The sequence below is a fragment of the Streptomyces sp. NBC_00102 genome (genome assembly GCF_026343115.1).
GTDB lineage: Bacteria > Actinomycetota > Actinomycetes > Streptomycetales > Streptomycetaceae > Streptomyces.
This window is the reverse complement of sequence record NZ_JAPEMC010000001.1, coordinates 4,373,053-4,392,528: the sequence shown is the minus strand read 5'-3', so window position 1 is coordinate 4,392,528 and position 19,476 is coordinate 4,373,053. Positions and strand designations below refer to the sequence as shown.

The following is a 19,476-nucleotide window of genomic DNA, read 5'->3' as shown; positions in this document are numbered from 1 at the left end:
TGAGCATCGTACATTCCCATTGCATTATGCATGTCATGTGCTCGATGCACATCATGTGTCAGGATGGAGCCGGGCCACCCGGGACCCCGACGCACCGGCCCGGCAGGAAGCTGGAGGCAACCCACCCATGGACAGCGCGGTCAAGGACGTCGAGTACGAGCAGATGCTGCTCAGTCGGCACGGGCTCCTCAACCACCGCAAGGGCCGCCGCGAGGACGGCGTCCTGGAGCGGAGCGCGTACATCCTGCTCAGCCGCATACGCATCCAGGGGCCCATGTCCATCGGAGAGTTGAGCGAGGCCTTCGACCTCGACGTCTCCACGCTCAACCGCCAGACCACGGCCGCGATGCGCGCCGGGCTCGTGGAGCGCATCCCCGACCCGGCGGGCGGCATGGCCCGCAAGTTCCGCATCACCGCCGAGGGCGGCCGCATCCTCGACGAGGAGCGCGAGGGGACGGTCGCCTCCCTGGGCCGGGTCATGGTCGACTGGCCGCGCGAGGACGTCGCCGCCTTCGCCGACTACCTCCGCCGCTTCAACTCGGACCTGGAACGCCTCGGCGGCCGGCCCTGGCCCCGGCCCTGAGAGCGTCACGGGGCGCCGGAGTGTTCACCGGGCCGTCGCCGGACCGTCGGCACGGGGGAAGTCCCGGGCCTTGATCTTCGCCATCCGCCCGTCGGGGTGGTGCCAGACGATCCCCTCGCACCCGTCGGCCGCCGCCAGCGCGAGCACACCCGCACGGATACCGTCGAACGTCAGCTCCGGCACGGGGAGTCGCTCGGCACCGGCGTGCTCGACCAGCCGGTGCGCATCACTGCGCTCGGGGTTCCCGTTGATCCTCGGCCCGATCAGTTCGTACGTCCCCGGGAACCAGTCCCGGCCCCCGTCCGCGGCCAGCGCCTCCGCGTGGAACTTCGCGAAGGACGACCCCGCGACCGGCTCCCAGCCGACCGTCTTCCCCGTCGCCGGGTCGGTGGACAGGGGGACGAACTCCGGGGGCGCCGCCCGCCCGGCCCGCACCTCGCGCCGCGCCCACCAGGCCCCCGCCCCGTCCATCCGCAGGCACGTGCCGTCGTACTTGCGCGTGGCCACGCCCTCCCCGGAGAGCACCCAGCCGCAGCCGGGTGTCACCTCGGGGAGTACGCCCGCCGGGCGGGTCGAGAAGTCGCGCAGGAACAGCGTGGGAATCTTCCGCATCAGCCCATGGTGCGGCTCGAACCCGTCCTCGCGCAGCTGGATTTACCCCACACCGGAAGCCCGCCCCGCCCGACCGGAACGGGGTGACCGGGCCCGCCCTGGGGCCCTGCCCGGTCACCCCGTTCCGGCGCGCCCCGGTCCCACCCCGCCGTCGATGAGGCGCCGCAGCCTCGCCTTGCCGGGCGTACGGGGCACGCACTCCGGGGAGTTCGCGGGGTGGGCGTAGGCATCGGCCCGCGCCCCGGACATGCTGTCCGCCTCGGACACCAACACGGCCGGCCCGACAATGGCCTGATCGCAGTCCACACAGATCAACGGAACCTCCGCCATTCCTCGGCCAGACGCGACGCGGTGGCGCACCGTTCACCGGCCCGGCACGTCGAGCAGTGGATGGTATGCGTCAGATAGGCACGGTATGCGGCATCGGGCTCCGCCGCGCGAGGGCCCTCTCTTCGTGTGGTCACGTAGGAATTCGGCACCCGGGAGGCGACCGGATGAGGCCCGGCACAGCTTGGCCGAAAGCCTTTGCCTGCGGATGAGTCGCACGTTCCGCCCGGCCGCGTGCAGCCCTCGCGCCGAGGGCTCCGGCGATCCGGGGGCGCCCGCACGCCCTGGCGTCCGGGCGCCCGCACACGCCGGCGTCCACGGCAGGCCGTGACCCTTCCTCGGGCCGGAGCGGCGATGGATGTGAGTGCCCGGAGCCGGACTCGAACCGGCACGCCCCCGAGGGGCAGCGAGGTTTAAGCTCGCCGTGTCTGCGTTCCACCACCCGGGCTTGCGCGCGGCTCCGCGTCGGGACTTGACCCTATCGGGGGGCGCCCCCCATCAGCGGCGCAGTAGCGCGATGTTGTCTTATTTTATTGATCGTTTGATGGGGCGTCAGACCCCGCCCCGAGGTCATGACCACGCACCCGTCCCGATCATGGTCCTTCTCCCCGGCGAACGGGATTGACGGAAAGTCGCCGCACCCTTACGGACGAATGCGCCGGTCTTCAGCCACCGCTCGCCAGGGTCTCGCCACCCCTGCGCCTCCCCTGCGCCTCCCCGACCCCTACGCGGGAGGCCCGGCCACGTCGTTGACGCAGCGCAGCACCGGCTTCCGGGTGAGGGCCTCCGGGTCGTCGAGGCGGGCTCCGGTGACCCGGAAGACGGCGGTTTCGCCGGGGAGGAGGGTCGTGAGCATGTCGTCCACCCGGGCCGCCGGGTCCAGGCGGTCCGGGAAGAGCGCGAGGTCGCGCAGGAGGGTGTGGGCCGTCACCCGGACCTCGTAGGCGGCGGGATCGCCGGTGCGAGGGGTGACGGTCGCCGTCCAGCGGGCCGGGGGCAGGTCCACGGCGGTGTCCTCCGCGTAGAACTCCACGGTCCGCAGCTCCCCGAGCCGGACCACCAGCAGTTCGCGCGCCGGGTCGGCGGGGGCGGCGACGGACTGCGGGAGGGGTACGCGGGTGACGTCGCGGGCGGCCGTGGCGACGGGCAGCCGCTCCTCGGCCAGCACGGTGCCGTCGAGCGCGTGCCGGGTCAGGTGGAGGGTGCCCTCCCAGGGCTCGGCCGCGTCGTTGACCAGGTGGAGGGTGGCGTCACGGAGGACGGCGAGGCGGTCGGCGTAGACGGAACGCAGGGCGTACCAGAGGGGTTTGCGGCGGCCGTCGCCGTCGAGGGCGGACCAGGAGACGACGGGCCAGCAGTCGTTGAGCTGCCAGACGACGGAGCCCATGCAGTACGGCGTGTGGGAGCGGAAGTGGCGGATGCCGAAGGCGACGGCGCGGGCCTGGTTGAGCTGGGTGAGCCAGTGCCAGTCGTCGAAGGAGGCGGCGCCCGTGCCGCCCGGCCGCGGGAGGTGGTCGCCGAGCCCGCGCAGCAGTTTGGCGTCGCCGTCCTCGGCCTTCTGGTGGTGGGTCACGTACGGGGCGTCGGGCGCGAGCGGGCCGCTGATCGCGCGCCGGAGGGTGGCGTACGCGGGCGGGCCCTGGAAGCCGAACTCGGCGACGAAGCGGTGCGCGTGGTCGGCGTAGTGGCGGTAGTCGACCCGGTTCCACACGTCCCAGAGGTGGACCGTGCCCAGCGTCGGCTCGTTCGGGGGGAGTTCGGGCGATCCGGAGTAGGGCGAGCCGGGCCAGTAGGGGCGGGTGGGGTCGAGTTCGGCGCAGATCGCGGGGAGCAGCTCGTGGTAGTAGCCGTACCCCCAGGTGCGGTCCCCGAGTTCCTTGGCCCAGCCCCAGTCGGCGTGGCCCTCCAGGTTCTCGTTGTTGCCGCACCACAGGACGAGCGAGGGGTGCGGGGCGAGGCGGACGACGTTCTCGCGGGCCTCCGCCTCGACCTCGTCGTGGAGTGGTTGCTCCTCGGGGTAGGCCGCGCAGGCGAAGAGGAAGTCCTGCCAGACCAACAGGCCCTTTTCGTCGGCGAGTTCGTAGAAGTCGTCGCTCTCGTAGAGGCCGCCGCCCCAGACGCGTACGAGGTTGACCCCGGCGGCGACGGCTTCGTCGAGGCGGTCGGAGAGGTGCCGGCGGGTGATCCGGGAGGGGAAGCAGTCGTCGGGGATCCAGTTCACGCCCCGGACGAACACCGGCTCGTCGTTGACCGCGATCCGGAACGCCTCGCGCTCCAGGGAGACCGTGCGGAAGCCGGTCCTGCCCTGCCAGACCTGGTCGCCGAGCCGGACCTGGACGGCGTACAGCGGCTGCTCGCCGTGGCTGTGCGGCCACCAGCGTTCGGCCTGCGGGACGGGCACGACGAGGGTCGCGGTCGTCCCGTCGGCGGGGACGGCCAGCGCATGCCGCTCGCCCCCGATTTCGACGTGCGCGGCGAGCGCCTTCGGGCCGTCGCCGTGCTCGCCCCGGCGGTCCACGGTCAGCGTCGCGGTCAGGCGCGGTACGCCGTCGGGGTCCACGTCGCCGAGGAGCTTCACCCCGGCGATGCGGGGGCCGGTCCAGCTCTCCAGGGCGGCGGGGCGCCAGATGCCGGAGGTGACCAGGGTCGGGCCCCAGTCCCAGCCGAAGTTGCAGGCCATCTTCCGGATGAAGGCATACGGCTCCGCATAGGCGCCGGGGCGGTCGCCGAGCCGTTCGCGGAGCGCTTCGGCGTAGGCGTACGGGGCGGTGAAGCGGACTTCCAGGGTGTTGGCGCCCTCGCGGAGCAGGTGCTCGGCGGGGAAGCGGTAGGAGCGGTGCTGGTTGGCGGTGCGGCCGAGTTCGGTGCCGTTCAGGGTGACGGTGGCGACGGTGTCGAGGCCGTCGAAGCAGAGGTCCGCGCAGTCCTCACCGGCGGTCGACCGCTGGAAGGTGGTGCGGTAGGTCCAGTCGGTGCGGCCGATCCAGCCGAGCCGGGTCTCGTTGTCGTCCAGGTACGGGTCGTCGATGAGCCCCGCCGCGAGGAGGTCGGTGTGGACGCAGCCGGGGACGGTGGCGGGTATGCCGTCGGCGGGGAGGGGCACGGGGACCGGTCCGGCGGGGTGCAGGGTCCAGCCTTCGGCGAGGGGCAGTCGGTGGAGGGTCACGCGGTGATCCTTCCGCAGTCGGGGAGTCCGGCACAGGCCACGAAGTGATCTTCTTCGGCTTGGTGCAGCCCGCCACCGCCGTCCGGTTCCGGGGTGCCCCGGTGGTACGCGCAGCTCTCCACCGGCTCCGGCGGCTCCCAGGGGGTGTTGAGCCGGGGCACGGCGGCCAGCAGGGTCCGGGTGTACGGGTGCAGGGGGTTGCCGAACACCTTCTGGGTGTCGCCGCGTTCCACGACCCGGCCCCGGCGGAGCACCACGGTCCGCTCGGCGAGGTAGGTGCCGAGGGAGAGGTCGTGGGTGATGTAGAGGACGCCGAGGCCGCGTTCCTTCAGCCCGGCCAGCAGGTTGAGCACGTCGATGCGGGTGGAGGCGTCGAGCATGCTGGTGATCTCGTCGGCGACCAGGAAACTCAGGTCGAGCAGGAGGGCGCGGGCGATGAGGAGGCGCTGCAACTGGCCGCCGCTGAGCTGGTGCGGGTAGCGGCCGAGTACCTGCCCGGGGTCGAGGCGGACGTCCCGGACGGCCTTCTCGACCCGGCCGGCCCACTCGCGGTCGGGGACGCCGGAGTGGTAGGCGCGGCGGATCATGTCGAAGACACGGTCGGCCTTGAAGACGGGGTTGTAGCAGGAGAAGGGGTCCTGGAAGACGCCCTGGACGCGGCGGTAGAAGTCCTTGCCCGGGCGGACGGGGGCGCCGTCCAGGGTGAGGCTGCCGCCGGAGATCCCGGTGAGGCCGAGGATCATGCGCCCGATGGTGGACTTGCCGCTGCCGCTCTCGCCGATGAGGGAGACGACTTCGCCGGGTGCCGCGTCGAAGGAGACCCGGTCGACGGCGGTGACGGAGCCGCCGCCGAAGGCGCCCGCGCGGTAGGTCTTGGTGACTCGGTCCAGGGTCAGCATCATGCCTTCCAGCACGCGACGGAGTGACGGGGGGCGATCTCCACGACGGGCGGCTCCTCGGCGCAGCCGGCGTCGGCGAGCGGGCAGCGGTCGCGGAAGCGGCAGCCGGCCGGAGGGTCGAGGAGCGAGGGCGGGGAGCCCGCGATGCCGCTGAGCGGCCGGTCCCGGTGGCGTACGCCGACTTCGGGGAGCGAGCCGAGGAGCATCCGGGTGTACGGGTGGCGGGGTTCGGCCGTGAGGACCCGGGTCGGTGCCTTCTCGGCGAGTTTCCCGGCGTACATCACCATGATCGAGTCGGCGATGTGCGAGGTCAGGGCCAGGTCGTGGGTGATGAAGAGCATGCTGGTGACGAGGCCCGCGTCGCGCAGTCCGGTCAGTGCGGTGACGACCGCCTTCTGGGTGGAGACGTCGAGGGCGGAGGTGACCTCGTCGGCGATGAGGAGGGCCGGGTCGAGCAGGGTGGAGATCACCATGACGGTGCGCTGTTTCATCCCGCCGGACAGCTCGATCGGGTACCGGTCGAGCACACTGGGCTCCAGGCCCACCAGGTCGAGCCGGCGGTGGAGTTCGGCGGTGTCCACGCTCACCCCGCGCGAGGCGAGGAGTTCGCGGATCATGCGGCCGATGCGCCGGGTCGGGTTGAGGGCGCTCATCGAGTACTGCGGTACGAGCGAGATGCGGTGGAAGCGGAAGGCGTTCATCGCCCGGTCGTCGGCGATGGGCACGTCCTCGCCGTCGAGGGTGACGGTGCCGCCGGCGTGCCGCATCCGGCCGTCCAGCCGGATCAGGGACTTGCCGAGGGTGGTCTTGCCGCAGCCGGACTCGCCCGCCAGGCCCAGGATCTCGCCGTCGGCCACGTCGAAGCCGACGCCGTCCAGCGCCCGGACCTCGCCGCGCAGGGTGCGGTAGTGGACCCGCAGGTCGGTGACGGTCAGCGTCATGTGCTCAGGACTCCCTCAGCTTCGGGTTGAAGACCTCGTCGAGGCCGACGTTGGCGACGTACAGCGCGCCGACGATGGCGGTGATCCCGGCGCCCGGGGGCACGAACCACCACCACATGCCGAGTTGGAGCGCGCTCCACTGCTGGGCGCTCTGGAGCATCAGGCCGAGCGAGACGCCGCCGGTCGGTCCGAGGCCGATGAAGTCGAGCGAGGAGGCGATGAGGACGGAGCCGCCGAAGAGCAGGATGAACATCATGAAGAGGTAGGAGCTCATGTTGGGCGCGATCTCGCGGAACACGATCCGCCAGGTGCCGCTGCCGCTGAGCCGGGCCAGGTCCACGAACTCGCGGGTGCGCAGGGTGAAGGTCTGTGCGCGGATGGCGCGGGCCGCCCAGGGCCAGGAGGTGAGCCCGATGAACACGCCCTGTACGGGCACCGAGCGCACACCGAGGTACGCGTTGATGATGAGCAGCACCGCGAGCGCCGGGATCACCAGCACCACGTTGGTGACCATGGTGAGGAGTTCGTCGAGCACTCCGCCCCGGTAGCCGGCGAAGAAGCCGACGAGCATCGCGACGACGGCGGCGATGGCCCCGCCGACCGCGCCCACCAGGAAGGTGGCCCGCAGCCCGTGGACGAACTGCGCGTACACGTCCTGGCCGAAGGTGGTGGTGCCCATCCAGTACGTGGAGTCGGGCGGCGCGGCCTGTGGGCCGCCGTAGGCGTTCGGGTCGGTGGTGTCCAGCAGTGGCGGGCCGAAGAGCCCGAGGGCGAGCAGGAGGGCGACGACGGTGAAGCCGATCAGCAGCTTCGGGTTGCGTACGGCGTAGTGCAGGGTCTCGCGCGCGGGGCCGACCGCCTTCTTCTCCACGGGGGTCGCCACCGCCGCGCTGTCGCTCCCGGCCGGTCCGGGCGGTGCGCTCATGACTGGCCTCCTGCCATGCCGGTACGGGTCCGGGGGTCCACGAGGACGTACACGACGTCGATGACGAAGTTGGCGATCAGTACGCCGATGACGATGAAGAGGAACGCCCCCTGGAGCAGGAAGAAGTCCTGGTTCTGGATGGCGGCGAGGATGAGCGAGCCGAGTCCGGGATAGGCGAAGACGATCTCGGTGACCAGCGCCCCGGCCACCAGCACACCCAATTGCAGTGCCAGGCCAGTGACTTGGGGCAGTACGGCATTGCGGAAGGCGTACCGGCGGATGAGCCGCTGGGGCGCGCCGAGGGCGGAGAGGTACGAGGAGTAGTCGGACTCCAGCTCGTAGATGATCATGTTGCGCATGCCGATGGCCCAGCCTCCGAGCGCGACCAGGAAGAGCGAGAGGAACGGCAGCACCCAGTGGTGCGCCAGATCGAGGGCGAAGTCGAGGGTCCAGCTGGGCTGGATGTCCAGGCTGTAGCCGCCGGAGATCGGGAACCAGCCCGCCTTCGACCCGAGGGCCCAGGCGAGGATCACCGCGATCCACATGTACGGCATCGCGGTCAGCAGATAGCCCGCCGGGAGCACCGTGTTGTCGAGCACCTTGCGGCGGGCGGCGAGCGCGCCGGCCCAGTTGCCGACGATCCAGCTGAGCAGGACGGCCGGGATCATCAGCCCCAGGGTGTACGGGAGGGCGTCGAGCAGTACGTCGGAGACGGGCGTCGGGAACACCCAGACGGAGAGACCGAAGTCGCCCTGGAGCAGGGCGCTCCAGAAGTGCAGGTACTGCTGCCAGACGGGCTCGTCGAAGCCGAAGAGGTTGTTGTAGTAGGCGTGCATCGCCTCGGCGGCCTCCGGCTGGGAGACGCGGGCGCGGGAGACCATGGAGGCCACCGGGTCGCCGGGCATGAAACGCGGGATCATCCAGTTGACGGTGACCGCGACGACGAAGGTCAGCGCGTAGACCAGGAGTTTTCGGGCGAAGTAGCGGCGCAAGGGAGCTCCCGTCGAGGTGCCCCGCCGGGCGCGCGCCATGTCGGGTGGGTGCGCGGAGGGGGGCGTACGGATGGCCGGGCGGCGGTGTGGGCAGCGGCGGTGGGCGTGAGTGGGCGCCTCGCGCGGGCAGGAGCGCGCGGGCAGGAGCGCGCAGGGAGGAGCGCGCGGGCAGGCGCGTGAGCGGCGGCCGGGACCGGTACGGGCGGCGGTGCGCCCGCCCCTACCGGTCCCGCCGTGGGCTACTTCGCCGGCTTGAGCTGGGTCAGCATCTCGAAGCCGCCCATCTCCAGCCAGTTGCGCCAGAGCGCCGGGGCGTAGGCGGGCGCTCCCGCCTTGTCCGAGGGCCAGTTGGTCCAGGTGCCGGTGGTGGACTGCGACCAGAGGCCGTTGTACCAGAGCGGGATGATCGGCATCTCGTCCAGCTGGATCTTCTGGAGCTTGCTGGTGACCGCCTTCATCCCGGCGGCGTCGTCGGTCGGCACCGCGCCGAGCTGCTGGACCAGCTGCCACGCCTCCTCGTTCTCGTACCGCCCGAAGTTCACCGTGTTCTGCTGCTTCTGCACGGGGAGTTGGAACATGTACTCGTAGTACGTCCACGGAGTGTTGGACAGCTGGCGGTCGTTGTTGATGACGAGGTCGAAGTCCCCCTTGGCGCGCTGCTCGTTGAGCGCGTTCTGGTCGGGGAACTCGGTGGTCACCGAGATGCCCGCGGACTTGGCGCCGGCGGCGATGACCTTGGCGGCCTCCATCCAGTCGGTCCAGCCGGTGGGCACGGCCAGCTTGAGGGAGATCTTCGAGCCGTCCTTGTTCTCGACCAGCCCGTCACCGTCGGTGTCGCGGTATCCGGCGTCGGCGAGGATCTTCTTGGCACCGCCAGTGTCGTAGGAGAACCCGTCGGAGGCCACCACGCCCTTGTCGATGTACTGGTCCCACTGCGGGAGCAGGCCGGTCGGGTCGGCCTTCTTCACCAGGTCGCCGTAGACGCCCTTCACGATCTTGTCGATGTCCACGGAGGCGGCGAGCGCCTTGCGGAAGGCGGCGTCGTCCAGGGGCTTGCGGGTGGTGTTGGGCACCAGCCAGGCGGTGTTGGCGGAGAGCATGTAGGGCGGCTGGTCGTAGTACGAGACGACCTTCTTGGCCTTGACCAGCGAGGAGGCGCCGGGCAGGAAGTTGTTGCTCAGGTCGAGCTGGCCCTGTCCGAGCTGGCCGATGACGACCTCGTTGCTCGGGTTGGAGACGTCCACGATGTAGCGCGGCGCGGGCGTCATGCCGAGCGCCTTGGTGCCCCACCAGTCGTCGCGGCGCTGCCAGACCACCCGGTCCTGGGACTTGCTCTTGAGGGTGTACGCCCCGCTGCCGACCGGCTTGTCGTTGACCCCGTTGAGGATCTCCTCCTCGGAGCGGCCGCTCCACACGTGTTCGGGGACGATCGGCCGGCCGTAGAGGGTGAAGTCCCACTCCTGGTAGTGGGCCGTCGTGAAGGTGAAGCGGACGGTGGTGTCGTCCACCGCCTCGGCGCCGGAGAGCCAGCTCCACAACGAGTGGAAGGAAGACGCCTCGATCTTGCCGAGGCCGTAGGAGTAGGCGACGTCCTTGGCGGTGAGCGGCTTGCCGTCGGCCCAGGTGATCCCGGGCCGCAGCTTCAGCTCGTAGGTCTTCGCGTCCTTCCAGCCGCCGGACTCGGCCAGCCAGGGGGTGAGCTTCCCGGCGTTGGGGTCGAAGTGGAACAGCGTCTCGTAGACCAGCCCCTTGGTGCCGGTGGCGTGGTCCCAGTCGCGCAGCGGGTTGTAGTTGGCCGGCGGCCCCCACTGCGTACCGGTGGTGTAGAGCGTTTCGCCGCGCGGTAACGCCCCACCCTTCGCGCCGTCCGCACCCTTGCCCGTCGCGGGGCTCCCTCCGGTGCACGCGGTGGCGGTGAGCGCGATCACGGCGAGTGCGCCGGCGAGCCGCACCCGGATACCCGTACCCATAGCCCTTCCTCTCCCCGCCGTCCCTGCGAGCGGAGTCACTGAACCGGGTAAGTGCCGTGAAGGTATGGGCGCCCCGAGGGCGTGTCAAGGGTTCGCGGGAGCGCTCCCACCCTTGTTACGTACGGGAGTTGACGGTACGTTCGAGTTCAGGGGAGGGGATTCGGGGGCACGTGCGGACGGCCGTGGAGGGGCGGCACGGAGGGGGCCAGAGGGCTACGATGCCGGTGGACACGAACCGGTTAAGCGAGGTCCCATTGCCCAAGAACCGCCCGACGATCGCCGACATCGCGCTGCGCGCCGGGGTCTCCAAGGTCGCGGTGTCCTACGCGCTCAACGACCGCCCGGGGGTGTCGCCCAGCACGCGGGCCGCCATCAAGGCCATCGCCGAGGAGATCGGCTGGCAGCCCAACAGCGCGGCCCGCGCGCTCACCCGCGCCCGCGCGGACACGGTCGGCCTCGCGCTCTCCCGCCCCGCCCGGATGCTGGGGGTGGAGCCGTTCTTCATGGAACTGATCAGCGGCATCGAGAGCGAACTCTCCACCCGTGGCTATGCGTTGCTGCTCCAGATGGTGAGCGGTCCGGCGCACGAGCTGGAGGTGTACCGGCGCTGGTGGGGCGAGGGCCGGGTGGACGGCGTCTTCCTCGCCGATCTGCGCGAGACGGACGCCGTCCATGGCGAACCGGACCCCCGCGTCACGGGGGTCGCCGGGCTCGGTCTGCCGGCCGTCGCGATCGGCCACCCGTCGGCGGCCGGTCCGCTGACGCCGGTGTGGTCCGACGACGCGGGGGCGCTCCGCGACACCGTGTCGTACCTGCACGCGCTCGGCCACCGCCGGGTGGCCCGGGTCGCCGGGCTGGCGGAGCTGACGCACACCCGGATGCGCGACCGGGCGCAGCGGGAGATCTGCGCCGGACTCGGCCTGGGCGAGCCCGTGGTGGTGCACACCGACTACTCCGGGGACGAGGGCGCGCACGCGACCCGCCGACTCGTCAGCGCACCCGACCGGCCGACCGCGATCATCTACGACAACGACATCATGGCGGTGGCGGGGCTCTCGGTCGCCCAGGAGATGGGGCTCGACGTGCCCGCCGATCTCTCGCTGGTGGCCTGGGACGACTCGCAGCTCTCGCAGGTGGTCCGGCCGCCGCTCACCGCGCTCCGCCGGGACATCCCGGCGTACGGGGCGCTGGCCGCGCGCACTCTGCTGACGCTGGTCGCCGAGGGTGCGGCCGAGGGCCGGGAGGACACCTCGGCCCGTCTCGTCCCGCGCGGCTCGACGGCACCGCCGCGCTGACCGGCGGCGACCCCATCCGCCCCTGACCTGCCGCGACGGGCACCGGCCGACCCACCCCGGCGGTCCGGCGGCCCGGAGCGGACCCCCTACGTGCGGGTGTCATACCGGAGGAGGAGGCGGGCACCACCCCGGTGCGACTCAAGAGGGCCACCGAACGGGCACGGGGACTGACGACCGGGCCACCGGGGAGACGGGAGGATGAAGGGGCCCCTGAATCCCACGGCCCCGCCGGCCCCTCCGGTCGCGGTCCGGCCCCGGGGGCGTCCGGCCCCGAGGCCCCCCGGCTTTCCCGCCCCCGTGTCCCCCAGGAGTGTCCCTGTGACCACCGCACCCCCCGTCCACCGTGCCACCGGCGTCGCCGCGCGCGCCACGGAGCTGTCGAAGGTCTACGGCCAGGGCGAGACCCAGGTGGTCGCCCTGGACCGGGTCTCCGTGGACTTCCCGCAGGGCGAGTTCACCGCGATCATGGGCCCGTCCGGCTCCGGGAAGTCCACGCTGATGCACTGCGTGGCCGGGCTCGACACCTTCAGTTCCGGGTCGGTGCGCATCGGCGAGACCGAGCTGGGGTCGCTCAAGGACAAGCAGCTCACCCAGCTCCGCCGGGACAAGATCGGGTTCATCTTCCAGGCGTTCAACCTGCTGCCGACGCTGACCGCGCTGGAGAACATCACGCTGCCGATGGACATCGCGGGCCGCAAGCCCGACGCCGCCTGGCTCCAGCAGGTCATCGACATGATCGGGCTCGCGGACCGGCTGAAGCACCGGCCGACGCAGCTCTCCGGCGGCCAGCAGCAGCGGGTGGCGGTGGCCCGTGCCCTCGCCTCGCAGCCCGAGATCATCTTCGGTGACGAGCCGACCGGGAACCTCGACTCGCGGTCCGGCGCGGAGGTCCTGGGCTTCCTGCGCAACTCGGTGCGCGAGCTGGGCCAGACGGTCGTGATGGTGACCCACGACGCGGTCGCCGCCTCCTACGCGGACCGGGTCATCTTCCTCGCGGACGGCGCGGTCGTCGACGAGATGGCACGGCCCACCGCGGACGGCGTGCTGGACCGGATGAAGGCGTTCGACGCCAAGGGCCGCACCAGCTGACACCCGGCTGCGGTATCCCGTACCACCCACCCCGCCCCGTCCCCCGGGCGCGCCCGCTCTCCTCCGGTCCCTCCCGGACCTGATCCCAGGACACACACATGTTCCGTACCGCCCTGCGCAATGTGCTCGCGCACAAGGCCAGGCTGTTGATGACCGTGCTCGCGGTCATGCTCGGCGTCGCCTTCGTCTCCGGCACGCTGGTCTTCACCGACACCCTCGGCAATGCCTTCCGCAACCAGTCCGCCAAGAGTTACAAGGACGTCGCGGTCGCCGTCTCGACCTCGGCCGGCCGCCACGACACGGACACCTCCGGCATCCCCGACGCCACCCTGGAGAAGATCCGGGCGCTGGACGGCGTGGCGGAGGCGACCGGGCGGGTCTCCGGGTTCGCCGGTGCCGCCGGCCGTGACGGCAAGCTCATCGGCGACGGCTGGTCCACCAACGGCGGCAACTTCGCCCCCGGCAAGAACGGCAAGGACTCCTTGTACACCTTCACCTCCGGCGACGGCCCGGTGGAGGACGGCCAGATCGCCATGGACCGCGCCTCGGCCGACAAGGGCGGGTACCACGTCGGCGACACCGTGCGTGTGGCGACCAACGGTCCGGTGAAGGAGTACGCCCTCACCGGTGTCTTCACCACCGAGGACGGCGCGGTCAACGCGGGCGGCAGCCTGGTCCTCTTCGAGCAGGCCACCGCGCAGCGGCTGTTCCTGCGGGCCGGTGAGTTCCAGGAGGCCACGGTCGTCGCCGCGCCCGGCGCCTCCGACACCCGGCTGCTGGCCGAGGTGAAGACCCTGCTGCCCCGGGGGGCCGAGGCCCGCACCGGGCAGGCCCTCGCCGACGAGCAGGCGAAGCAGATCGAGGACGGGCTGGGCAACCTCAACACGATCCTGCTGGTCTTCGCCGGGATCGCGCTCTTCGTGGGTGTCTTCCTGATCGCCAACACCTTCAGCATGCTGATCGCCCAGCGCACCAGGGAACTGGCCCTGATGCGTGCCGTCGGCGCCTCCCGTCGGCAGGTCAAGCGGTCGGTGCTGATGGAGGCGGCCGTGGTGGGCCTCATCGCCTCGGCGGTGGGCTTCGCGCTGGGTGTCGGTCTCGCCGCCGCGCTGCGCTCGGCGATGGGCGTGATCGGCGGGAAGATCCCGGCGGGACCGCTGGTCGTCGCCCCGCTCACGGTCCTCGCCGCGTTCGGTGTGGGGGTCGTGATCACGGTGCTCGCCGCCTACCTGCCCGCCCGCCGGGCCGCGAAGATCGCGCCGGTCGCCGCCATGAGCAGCGTGCACGCGGTGGCGACCACCCGTTCGCTGGTCGTACGGAACTCGATCGGCGGGGCCATCACCCTGCTCGGAGCGGCCGGGATCATCGGTGGCGCGGCCGCCGGCTCGGACGGCAGGCCGCTGATCGCGGGCGGCGCGTTCCTGGCGCTGATCGGGATCATCGTGCTGATCCCGCTGCTGTCGCGGCCGGCCATCGCGCTGGTACGCCCGCTGCTGACCCGGGTGTTCGGGGTGTCGGGCAAGCTTGCCGCGCAGAACGCGGTGCGCAACCCGCGCCGCACCGGCGCCACCGCCTCCGCGCTGGCGATCGGGCTGACCCTGGTCACCGGCATCTCGGTGCTGGGCGTCACCCTGGGCCAGGCGGTCGACCGGATGACGACGGACAACATCAAGGCCGACTACATGGTCTCGATGGCGAGCGGCGACGCGCTGGACACGTCCGCCCTCACCGCGCTGCGGAAGGCGGACGGCGTCACCGCGGTCTCCCCGCAGCAGGCGAACTGGCTGACGGTGAACGGCAGGCACCACGCGGCGTCCGGGGTCACTCCGGGCGACGTGGAGAAGGTCTTCACGCTCAAGACGGTCACGGGTTCGCTGGACTCGCTCGCCCAGGGCAGGATCGCGGTCGACAGCGACACCGCGCGGACGAACCACTGGAAGACCGGTGACACCCTGCCGGTGACCTTCGAGGACGAGAAGAAGGGCGAGGTGACGATCGGCGCGGTCTACGAGGCCAACGAGTTCGTCTCCCCCGTCCTGCTCCCCGAGGACCTCGCGAACGCCCACACCGAGACCCCCGACATCCAGGAGATCTGGCTGACGACCGACGGCGGTGCCTCCGCCACGAACGAGCGGGCCGTCGTGGACGCGCTGGGCGACAACCCGGCGATGAGCGTGATGGACCGGCAGGACATGCGGGACATGTTCGGCGGCTTCGTGAACCTGGCGCTGAACATCATGTACGGCCTGCTGGCGATGGCGCTGCTCATCGCGGTGCTCGGGGTGGTCAACACACTGGCCATGTCGGTCTTCGAGCGCAAGCAGGAGATCGGGATGCTGCGGGCGATCGGCCTGGACCGGGCGCGGGTGAAGCGCATGATCCGGCTGGAGGCGGTGGTGATCTCGCTCTTCGGCGCGGTGGTCGGCGTGCTGCTCGGGACGTTCCTCGGGTGGGCGATCGGCCGCACGATCGCCTCCGCCCTCCCCGACTACGCGCTGGTGATCCCCTGGGGCCGCATCGGGATCTTCCTGCTGCTGGCCGCCCTGGTGGGTGTGCTCGCCTCGCTCTGGCCGGCCCGCAGCGCCGCGCGGCTGAACATGCTGACGGCGATCAAGACGGAGTGACGCGGGGCTGTCCCGCAGTGACGCGGATCTGTCACGCACCAGGGGCCGGGGACCGCACGGATGCGGTCTCCGGCCCCTGGTGCGTGGCGGTACGTCAGTCGCCGGCGGAGGCGGTCCACCGCCGGGACCGGGCGGGCATCCGGGAGTGTCCGGAGTCCGTCGGCTTCACGGCGAGGATCTGGTTGACGCCGATCTTGTTGTGCTCGAAGGAGAGAGCGGAGGCCGCCATGTAGAGCCGCCAGACCCGGGCGCGCCCGGGCGAGGTGGCCGCCACCGCGGCGGTCCAGTTGTCCTCCAGGTTGGTCACCCACTGACGCAGAGTCAGGGCGTAGTGCTCACGCAGCGCTTCGACGTCCCGGGCCTCGAAGCCGGCCTCTTCCAGAATGCCGAGCGTCCGCCCCACCGGAGCGAGTTCGCCGTCCGGGAAGACGTAGGCGTCGATGAACTCGTCGATGTGGTAGGCCTCTTCGTCCTTCTCGGGACGGCGGGCGATCTGGTGGTTGAGGAGTCGGCCGCCGGGCTTGAGGAGGGCGAACAGGTCGTCGGCGTATTCGCGGTAGCGGACCGAGCCGACATGTTCGGCCATACCGATGGAGGAGATCGCGTCGTAGGGCCCGTCGCGCACGTCCCGGTAGTCCTGCACCCGGATCTCGATCCGGTCCGTCAGCCCCTCCTCGGCGACCCGCTTGCGGGCGTAGGCGGCCTGTTCGGTGGAGAGGGTCACGCCGGTGACGACGGCGCCGTACTCGCGGGCGGCGTGGATGGCCATGGAGCCCCAGCCGCATCCGACGTCGAGCAGGCGGTCGCCCTCCTTGAGGGCGAGCTTGCGGCTGACGAGGTCGAGCTTGTCGCGCTGGGCGCTCTCCAGGGTGCCGCCGTCCTCCCAGTACGCGCAGGAGTAGACCATCGACGGGCCGAGGACCATCTCGTAGAAGTCGTTGCCCACGTCGTAGTGGTGGCTGATGGCTTCCTTGTCCCGGCGCCTGGTGTGCAGCGGGCCGGTGCGGCGGCGGTGCATCTCCTCGGCGGGCGGGGCGGGCGGCGGGTAGGGGCCCGCGAGCTGGGCGAGGCCCTTCCCGAAGGCCCGGACCTTCGGGTCGCGCAGCGGGTGGACCGTCTCCTTGGCGTCGACGCCCCGGTCCCAGAGGAGGGAGGCGATGCTGGCGAGCGCCTCGTACAGATTGCCCTCGACGTCGATCTCGCCGGCCACCCAGCCCCGGGCCAGCCCCAGCTCGCCCGGCTTCCACAGCAGCCTGCGCAGGGCGCGGCGGTGGCGGATGACGAGAGCGGGGGCACCCGGCGGTCCGGCCTCGCTGCCGTCCCAGGCCCGGATACGGACCGGAAGAGGTTCTCCGAGCAGTTCCGTGAGAAGAGCGGTCAGCCGCGACGCGGCGTCTGCCATGGCGCACACCTCCGTGGTGGTGTTTCCCAAAATGCCCATATGCGTACACATGCATCATCGCCCCGCCGACGCGCCTCAGCGCCACGACGAGGTAACACATGCGTCAACTCTGGCCGCAGCTACCGTCATCCCGCTACTGGGCAATGCTTGGGCAAAATGCATGTAGATACCAAGTATTGGTCGGTATCGCGACTGCCCCGAGGGCGGCCGGCCCGACGGGCGACCCGCCCGGGTACGCCGAAGGGACCGTCCGCACCACGGATGGCGGACGGCCCCTTCGGGTCGTACAGGTCGTACAGGTCGTGCGCCGACGGCTCCGCGTACGGAGCCGAGCACCCTCGCGGGAGCGCCGGGGTCAGGAGGCCTTGGCCTTCTCGCCCTCGGGCTTCGCGGCGGCGGGAGCCGGAGCCGGCTTGGCCGCCTCGTAGAACTCCTCGCGCGGCGTCTCCATGGCACCCAGGGAGACGACCTCACGCTTGAGGAACATCGCGAGGGTCCAGTCGGCGAAGACGCGGATCTTGCGGTTGAACGTCGGCATCGCCATGCCGTGGTAGCCACGGTGCATGTACCAGGCGAGACGGCCCTTGAGCTTGATCTTCACCTTGCCCATGACGATCATCGCGACGCCCTTGTGCAGGCCGAGACCGGCGACCGCACCCTTGTTGGCGTGGCTGTACTCCTTCTGCGGGAAGCCCCGCATGCCGGAGACCACGTTGTCGCCGAGGACCTTGGCCTGACGCAGCGCGTGCTGGGCGTTCGGCGGGCACCAGGCGTTCGGGTTGCCGGCGCGGCGGCCGACCATGTCCGGAACCTGGGCGTTGTCGCCGGCGGCCCAGATGTAGTCGGTGCCCTGGACCTGGAGCTTCTCGCTGGTGTCCACGTGGCCACGCGGGCCGAGCGGCAGACCGAAGCGGGAGAGAGCCGGGTTCGGCTTCACACCGGCGGTCCACACGATGGTGCTGGAGTCGACCTCAAGGCCGTTCTTCAGCACGACGTGGCCGTCGACGCAGCTGTCCATGGAGGTGGAGAGGTAGATCTCCACACCGCGGGACTCCAGGTGCTCCTTGCCGTAGGCGCCCAGCTTCGGGCCCACCTCGGGAAGGATCTTGTCGGCGGCGTCGACGAGAACGAAGCGCATGTCCTCGCGCTTGACGTTCGTGTAGTACTTGGCCGCGTCCCGGGCCATGTCCTCGACCTCACCGACGGTCTCCGCACCGGCGAAGCCACCGCCGACGAAGACGAAGGTCAGCGCCTTGCGGCGGATCTCCTCGTCGGTCGTGGAGTCAGCCTTGTCCAGCTGCTCCAGGACGTGGTTGCGCAGGCCGATGGCCTCCTCGATGCCCTTCATACCGATGCCCTGCTCGGCGAGGCCGGGGATCGGGAAGGTGCGGGAGACCGCGCCCATCGCGATGACGAGGTAGTCGAAGGGCAGCTCGTAGGCCTCGCCGACGATCGGCGCGACCGTGGCGACCTTGCGCTCCTGGTCGATGGTCGTCACGCGACCGGTGAGAACCTCAGCCTTGGGCAGCACGCGTCGCAAGGGGACGACGACATGCCGAGGCGAGATGCTGCCTGCAGCAGCTTCGGGAAGAAAGGGCTGGTACGTCATGTACGAGCGCGGGTCGACGACCGTGACGGTCGCCTCTCCGTAGCGCATCTTCTTGAGAATGCGTCGAGCTGCGTACAGGCCTACGTACCCACCGCCTACAACGAGGATCCTGGGACGCTCCGTGGTGCTCATGCAATCGAGTATCCACCCCATCCAGGGGGGCAGCTCGTGAGCCCCTTCACAAGGTTGGGTGCCCCCTCTGCTACACTGCGCGGCCCGCGTGACCCAGGTCATGCTTCATCAGGGGAACCACAGCCTCCCGGCGAACGTTGTTCACCGCCCGTGAGCTGGCTTTTGGCCCCGGAACGGCGACTCGCGACCGCCCTTTCACCCCCTCGCTCCACCCTGCGCGCGCCACGCGGGGGACACCCGCGCGTACCGCACAAACCGTACGCACAGGCACGTTCGCACCCGTGAGAGCGAAGAACTTGCCCCGAGCGGACCGAATTCCTTGTGAAGAACTTCACGAACTTGGTCGCCGCGCCCGCCCGGTCACCCCCGCCGAGGCGCCAGGAAGCCGCCCGGAAGCCCCAGTAAAGCATCAGAGGTGCAGGCCGGGCCGCATGTGAGCGCACAAATTCCGGGAGGTGAGCTTGCGTCCGGAGAGCCCGGGAAAGGGGGTGCGCGCCGGGCTCCGGGGGCGGCCCGGGCGGCCGGACGCGCGGACCCGCCCCGGGTGCGCACACACTGGACATATGACCACAAGGAGAACCGTGTCGGTCCGGGAGGCCTGCGCGAACCCGTCGGCCCCCATCGACCACGCCGAACGGGGCGAACCCACGGTGATCACACGCGACGGCACCCCGGTGGCGGCCGTGGTGCCGATCGCGGACTTCGAGGCCCTGGAGGAAGCGGCCGACGTGCTCGACATGGAGGCGGTCCTGGCCGGCGTCGACCCCACCACGACCGTGGCCGAGCTGCTGACGGACGTACTCGCCGACCACCAGGGCCCGCCGGACGGAGAAGAGGAAGCGGAGGGGGATGCAGGGGAAGGAGGAGCAGAGGCACGCTGAGCCCTCCGCCCGGCCTCTCCCTCTCTCGC

The 19,476-nt window shown here is 71.0% G+C and carries 15 protein-coding genes and 1 tRNA gene; 5 read left to right on the top strand and 11 right to left on the bottom strand.

The window, feature by feature from the left end:
- Positions 1 to 127: 127 nt before the first annotated feature.
- Entirely contained in the window at positions 128 to 583 is a 456-nt protein-coding gene (locus OHA55_RS19740; protein WP_266708144.1) for a MarR family winged helix-turn-helix transcriptional regulator, read from the top strand.
- A 24-nt stretch (positions 584 to 607) separates the two neighbouring features.
- Here the strand turns inward: OHA55_RS19740 and OHA55_RS19735 are convergent, their stop codons facing one another.
- From OHA55_RS19735 to OHA55_RS19695, 9 genes are all read right to left on the bottom strand, one after another.
- A complete protein-coding gene (locus OHA55_RS19735; RefSeq protein WP_266708142.1) occupies positions 608 to 1,195 on the bottom strand; it encodes a hypothetical protein in 588 nt (195 codons plus the stop codon).
- Positions 1,196 to 1,309: 114 nt separating this feature from the next.
- Positions 1,310 to 1,444: a hypothetical protein gene (locus tag OHA55_RS19730; RefSeq protein WP_266708140.1), complete on the bottom strand. Its 135-nt coding sequence runs from the start codon at positions 1,442 to 1,444 to the stop codon at positions 1,310 to 1,312.
- A 443-nt stretch (positions 1,445 to 1,887) separates the two neighbouring features.
- Positions 1,888 to 1,970 (bottom strand) — tRNA-Leu (locus OHA55_RS19725).
- A gap of 276 nt (positions 1,971 to 2,246) precedes the next feature.
- Positions 2,247 to 4,688 (bottom strand): glycoside hydrolase family 2 protein, encoded by a 2,442-nt coding sequence (locus OHA55_RS19720; protein ID WP_266708138.1) that lies wholly within the window; start codon positions 4,686 to 4,688, stop codon positions 2,247 to 2,249.
- Positions 4,685 to 5,602 (bottom strand): ATP-binding cassette domain-containing protein, encoded by a 918-nt coding sequence (locus OHA55_RS19715; protein ID WP_266708136.1) that lies wholly within the window; start codon positions 5,600 to 5,602, stop codon positions 4,685 to 4,687. Before OHA55_RS19715 ends, OHA55_RS19720 begins: the two co-directional genes overlap by 4 nt.
- A complete protein-coding gene (locus OHA55_RS19710; RefSeq protein WP_266708134.1) occupies positions 5,587 to 6,528 on the bottom strand; it encodes an ABC transporter ATP-binding protein in 942 nt (313 codons plus the stop codon). The genes OHA55_RS19715 and OHA55_RS19710 overlap by 16 nt, the downstream gene beginning before the upstream one ends.
- A gap of 4 nt (positions 6,529 to 6,532) precedes the next feature.
- Positions 6,533 to 7,453 (bottom strand): ABC transporter permease, encoded by a 921-nt coding sequence (locus OHA55_RS19705; RefSeq protein ID WP_266708132.1) that lies wholly within the window; start codon positions 7,451 to 7,453, stop codon positions 6,533 to 6,535.
- Positions 7,450 to 8,484 carry an ABC transporter permease gene (locus tag OHA55_RS19700; protein WP_266708130.1) on the bottom strand — a complete coding sequence of 345 codons (1,035 nt, stop codon included), beginning with the start codon at positions 8,482 to 8,484 and terminating at the stop codon, positions 7,450 to 7,452. The genes OHA55_RS19705 and OHA55_RS19700 overlap by 4 nt, the downstream gene beginning before the upstream one ends.
- Before the next feature lie 200 nt (positions 8,485 to 8,684).
- Positions 8,685 to 10,415: an ABC transporter substrate-binding protein gene (locus OHA55_RS19695; protein WP_266708128.1), complete on the bottom strand. Its 1,731-nt coding sequence runs from the start codon at positions 10,413 to 10,415 to the stop codon at positions 8,685 to 8,687.
- A 254-nt stretch (positions 10,416 to 10,669) separates the two neighbouring features.
- On the opposite strand from OHA55_RS19695, the gene OHA55_RS19690 reads away from it, so the two are divergent.
- From OHA55_RS19690 to OHA55_RS19680, 3 genes are all read left to right on the top strand, one after another.
- Positions 10,670 to 11,710 carry a LacI family DNA-binding transcriptional regulator gene (locus tag OHA55_RS19690; RefSeq protein ID WP_266708126.1) on the top strand — a complete coding sequence of 347 codons (1,041 nt, stop codon included), beginning with the start codon at positions 10,670 to 10,672 and terminating at the stop codon, positions 11,708 to 11,710.
- Between the two features lie 318 nt (positions 11,711 to 12,028).
- Positions 12,029 to 12,799 carry an ABC transporter ATP-binding protein gene (locus tag OHA55_RS19685; protein ID WP_266708124.1) on the top strand — a complete coding sequence of 257 codons (771 nt, stop codon included), beginning with the start codon at positions 12,029 to 12,031 and terminating at the stop codon, positions 12,797 to 12,799.
- 98 nt (positions 12,800 to 12,897) lie between these two features.
- Complete coding sequence (locus OHA55_RS19680; RefSeq protein ID WP_266708122.1) at positions 12,898 to 15,423, top strand: ABC transporter permease; 2,526 nt, start codon at positions 12,898 to 12,900, stop codon at positions 15,421 to 15,423.
- A 94-nt stretch (positions 15,424 to 15,517) separates the two neighbouring features.
- On the opposite strand, the gene OHA55_RS19675 is transcribed toward OHA55_RS19680, so the two are convergent.
- On the bottom strand, positions 15,518 to 16,825 hold the full coding sequence (locus OHA55_RS19675) for a cyclopropane-fatty-acyl-phospholipid synthase family protein (protein WP_266708120.1): 1,308 nt from the start codon (positions 16,823 to 16,825) through the stop codon (positions 15,518 to 15,520).
- Positions 16,826 to 17,180: 355 nt separating this feature from the next.
- Positions 17,181 to 18,566, bottom strand: a complete 1,386-nt coding sequence (locus OHA55_RS19670) for an NAD(P)/FAD-dependent oxidoreductase (RefSeq protein ID WP_266708118.1) — start codon at positions 18,564 to 18,566, stop codon at positions 17,181 to 17,183.
- A gap of 563 nt (positions 18,567 to 19,129) precedes the next feature.
- Here OHA55_RS19670 and OHA55_RS19665 point away from each other — a divergent pair.
- A complete protein-coding gene (locus OHA55_RS19665) occupies positions 19,130 to 19,447 on the top strand; it encodes a type II toxin-antitoxin system Phd/YefM family antitoxin (protein ID WP_266708116.1) in 318 nt (105 codons plus the stop codon).
- Positions 19,448 to 19,476 lie beyond the last annotated feature (29 nt).

Coding starts and splice junctions, on each gene's coding strand:
- OHA55_RS19740 (WP_266708144.1), top strand. CDS start 128: ATGGACAGCGCGGTCAAGGACGTCGAGTACGAGCAGATGCTGCTCAGT.
- OHA55_RS19735 (WP_266708142.1), bottom strand. CDS start 1,195: ATGCGGAAGATTCCCACGCTGTTCCTGCGCGACTTCTCGACCCGCCCG.
- OHA55_RS19730 (WP_266708140.1), bottom strand. CDS start 1,444: ATGTCCGGGGCGCGGGCCGATGCCTACGCCCACCCCGCGAACTCCCCG.
- OHA55_RS19710 (WP_266708134.1), bottom strand. CDS start 6,528: ATGACGCTGACCGTCACCGACCTGCGGGTCCACTACCGCACCCTGCGC.
- OHA55_RS19705 (WP_266708132.1), bottom strand. CDS start 7,453: ATGAGCGCACCGCCCGGACCGGCCGGGAGCGACAGCGCGGCGGTGGCG.
- OHA55_RS19700 (WP_266708130.1), bottom strand. CDS start 8,484: ATGGCGCGCGCCCGGCGGGGCACCTCGACGGGAGCTCCCTTGCGCCGC.
- OHA55_RS19695 (WP_266708128.1), bottom strand. CDS start 10,415: ATGGGTACGGGTATCCGGGTGCGGCTCGCCGGCGCACTCGCCGTGATC.
- OHA55_RS19680 (WP_266708122.1), top strand. CDS start 12,898: ATGTTCCGTACCGCCCTGCGCAATGTGCTCGCGCACAAGGCCAGGCTG.
- OHA55_RS19675 (WP_266708120.1), bottom strand. CDS start 16,825: ATGGCAGACGCCGCGTCGCGGCTGACCGCTCTTCTCACGGAACTGCTC.
- OHA55_RS19670 (WP_266708118.1), bottom strand. CDS start 18,566: ATGAGCACCACGGAGCGTCCCAGGATCCTCGTTGTAGGCGGTGGGTAC.
- OHA55_RS19665 (WP_266708116.1), top strand. CDS start 19,130: ATGACCACAAGGAGAACCGTGTCGGTCCGGGAGGCCTGCGCGAACCCG.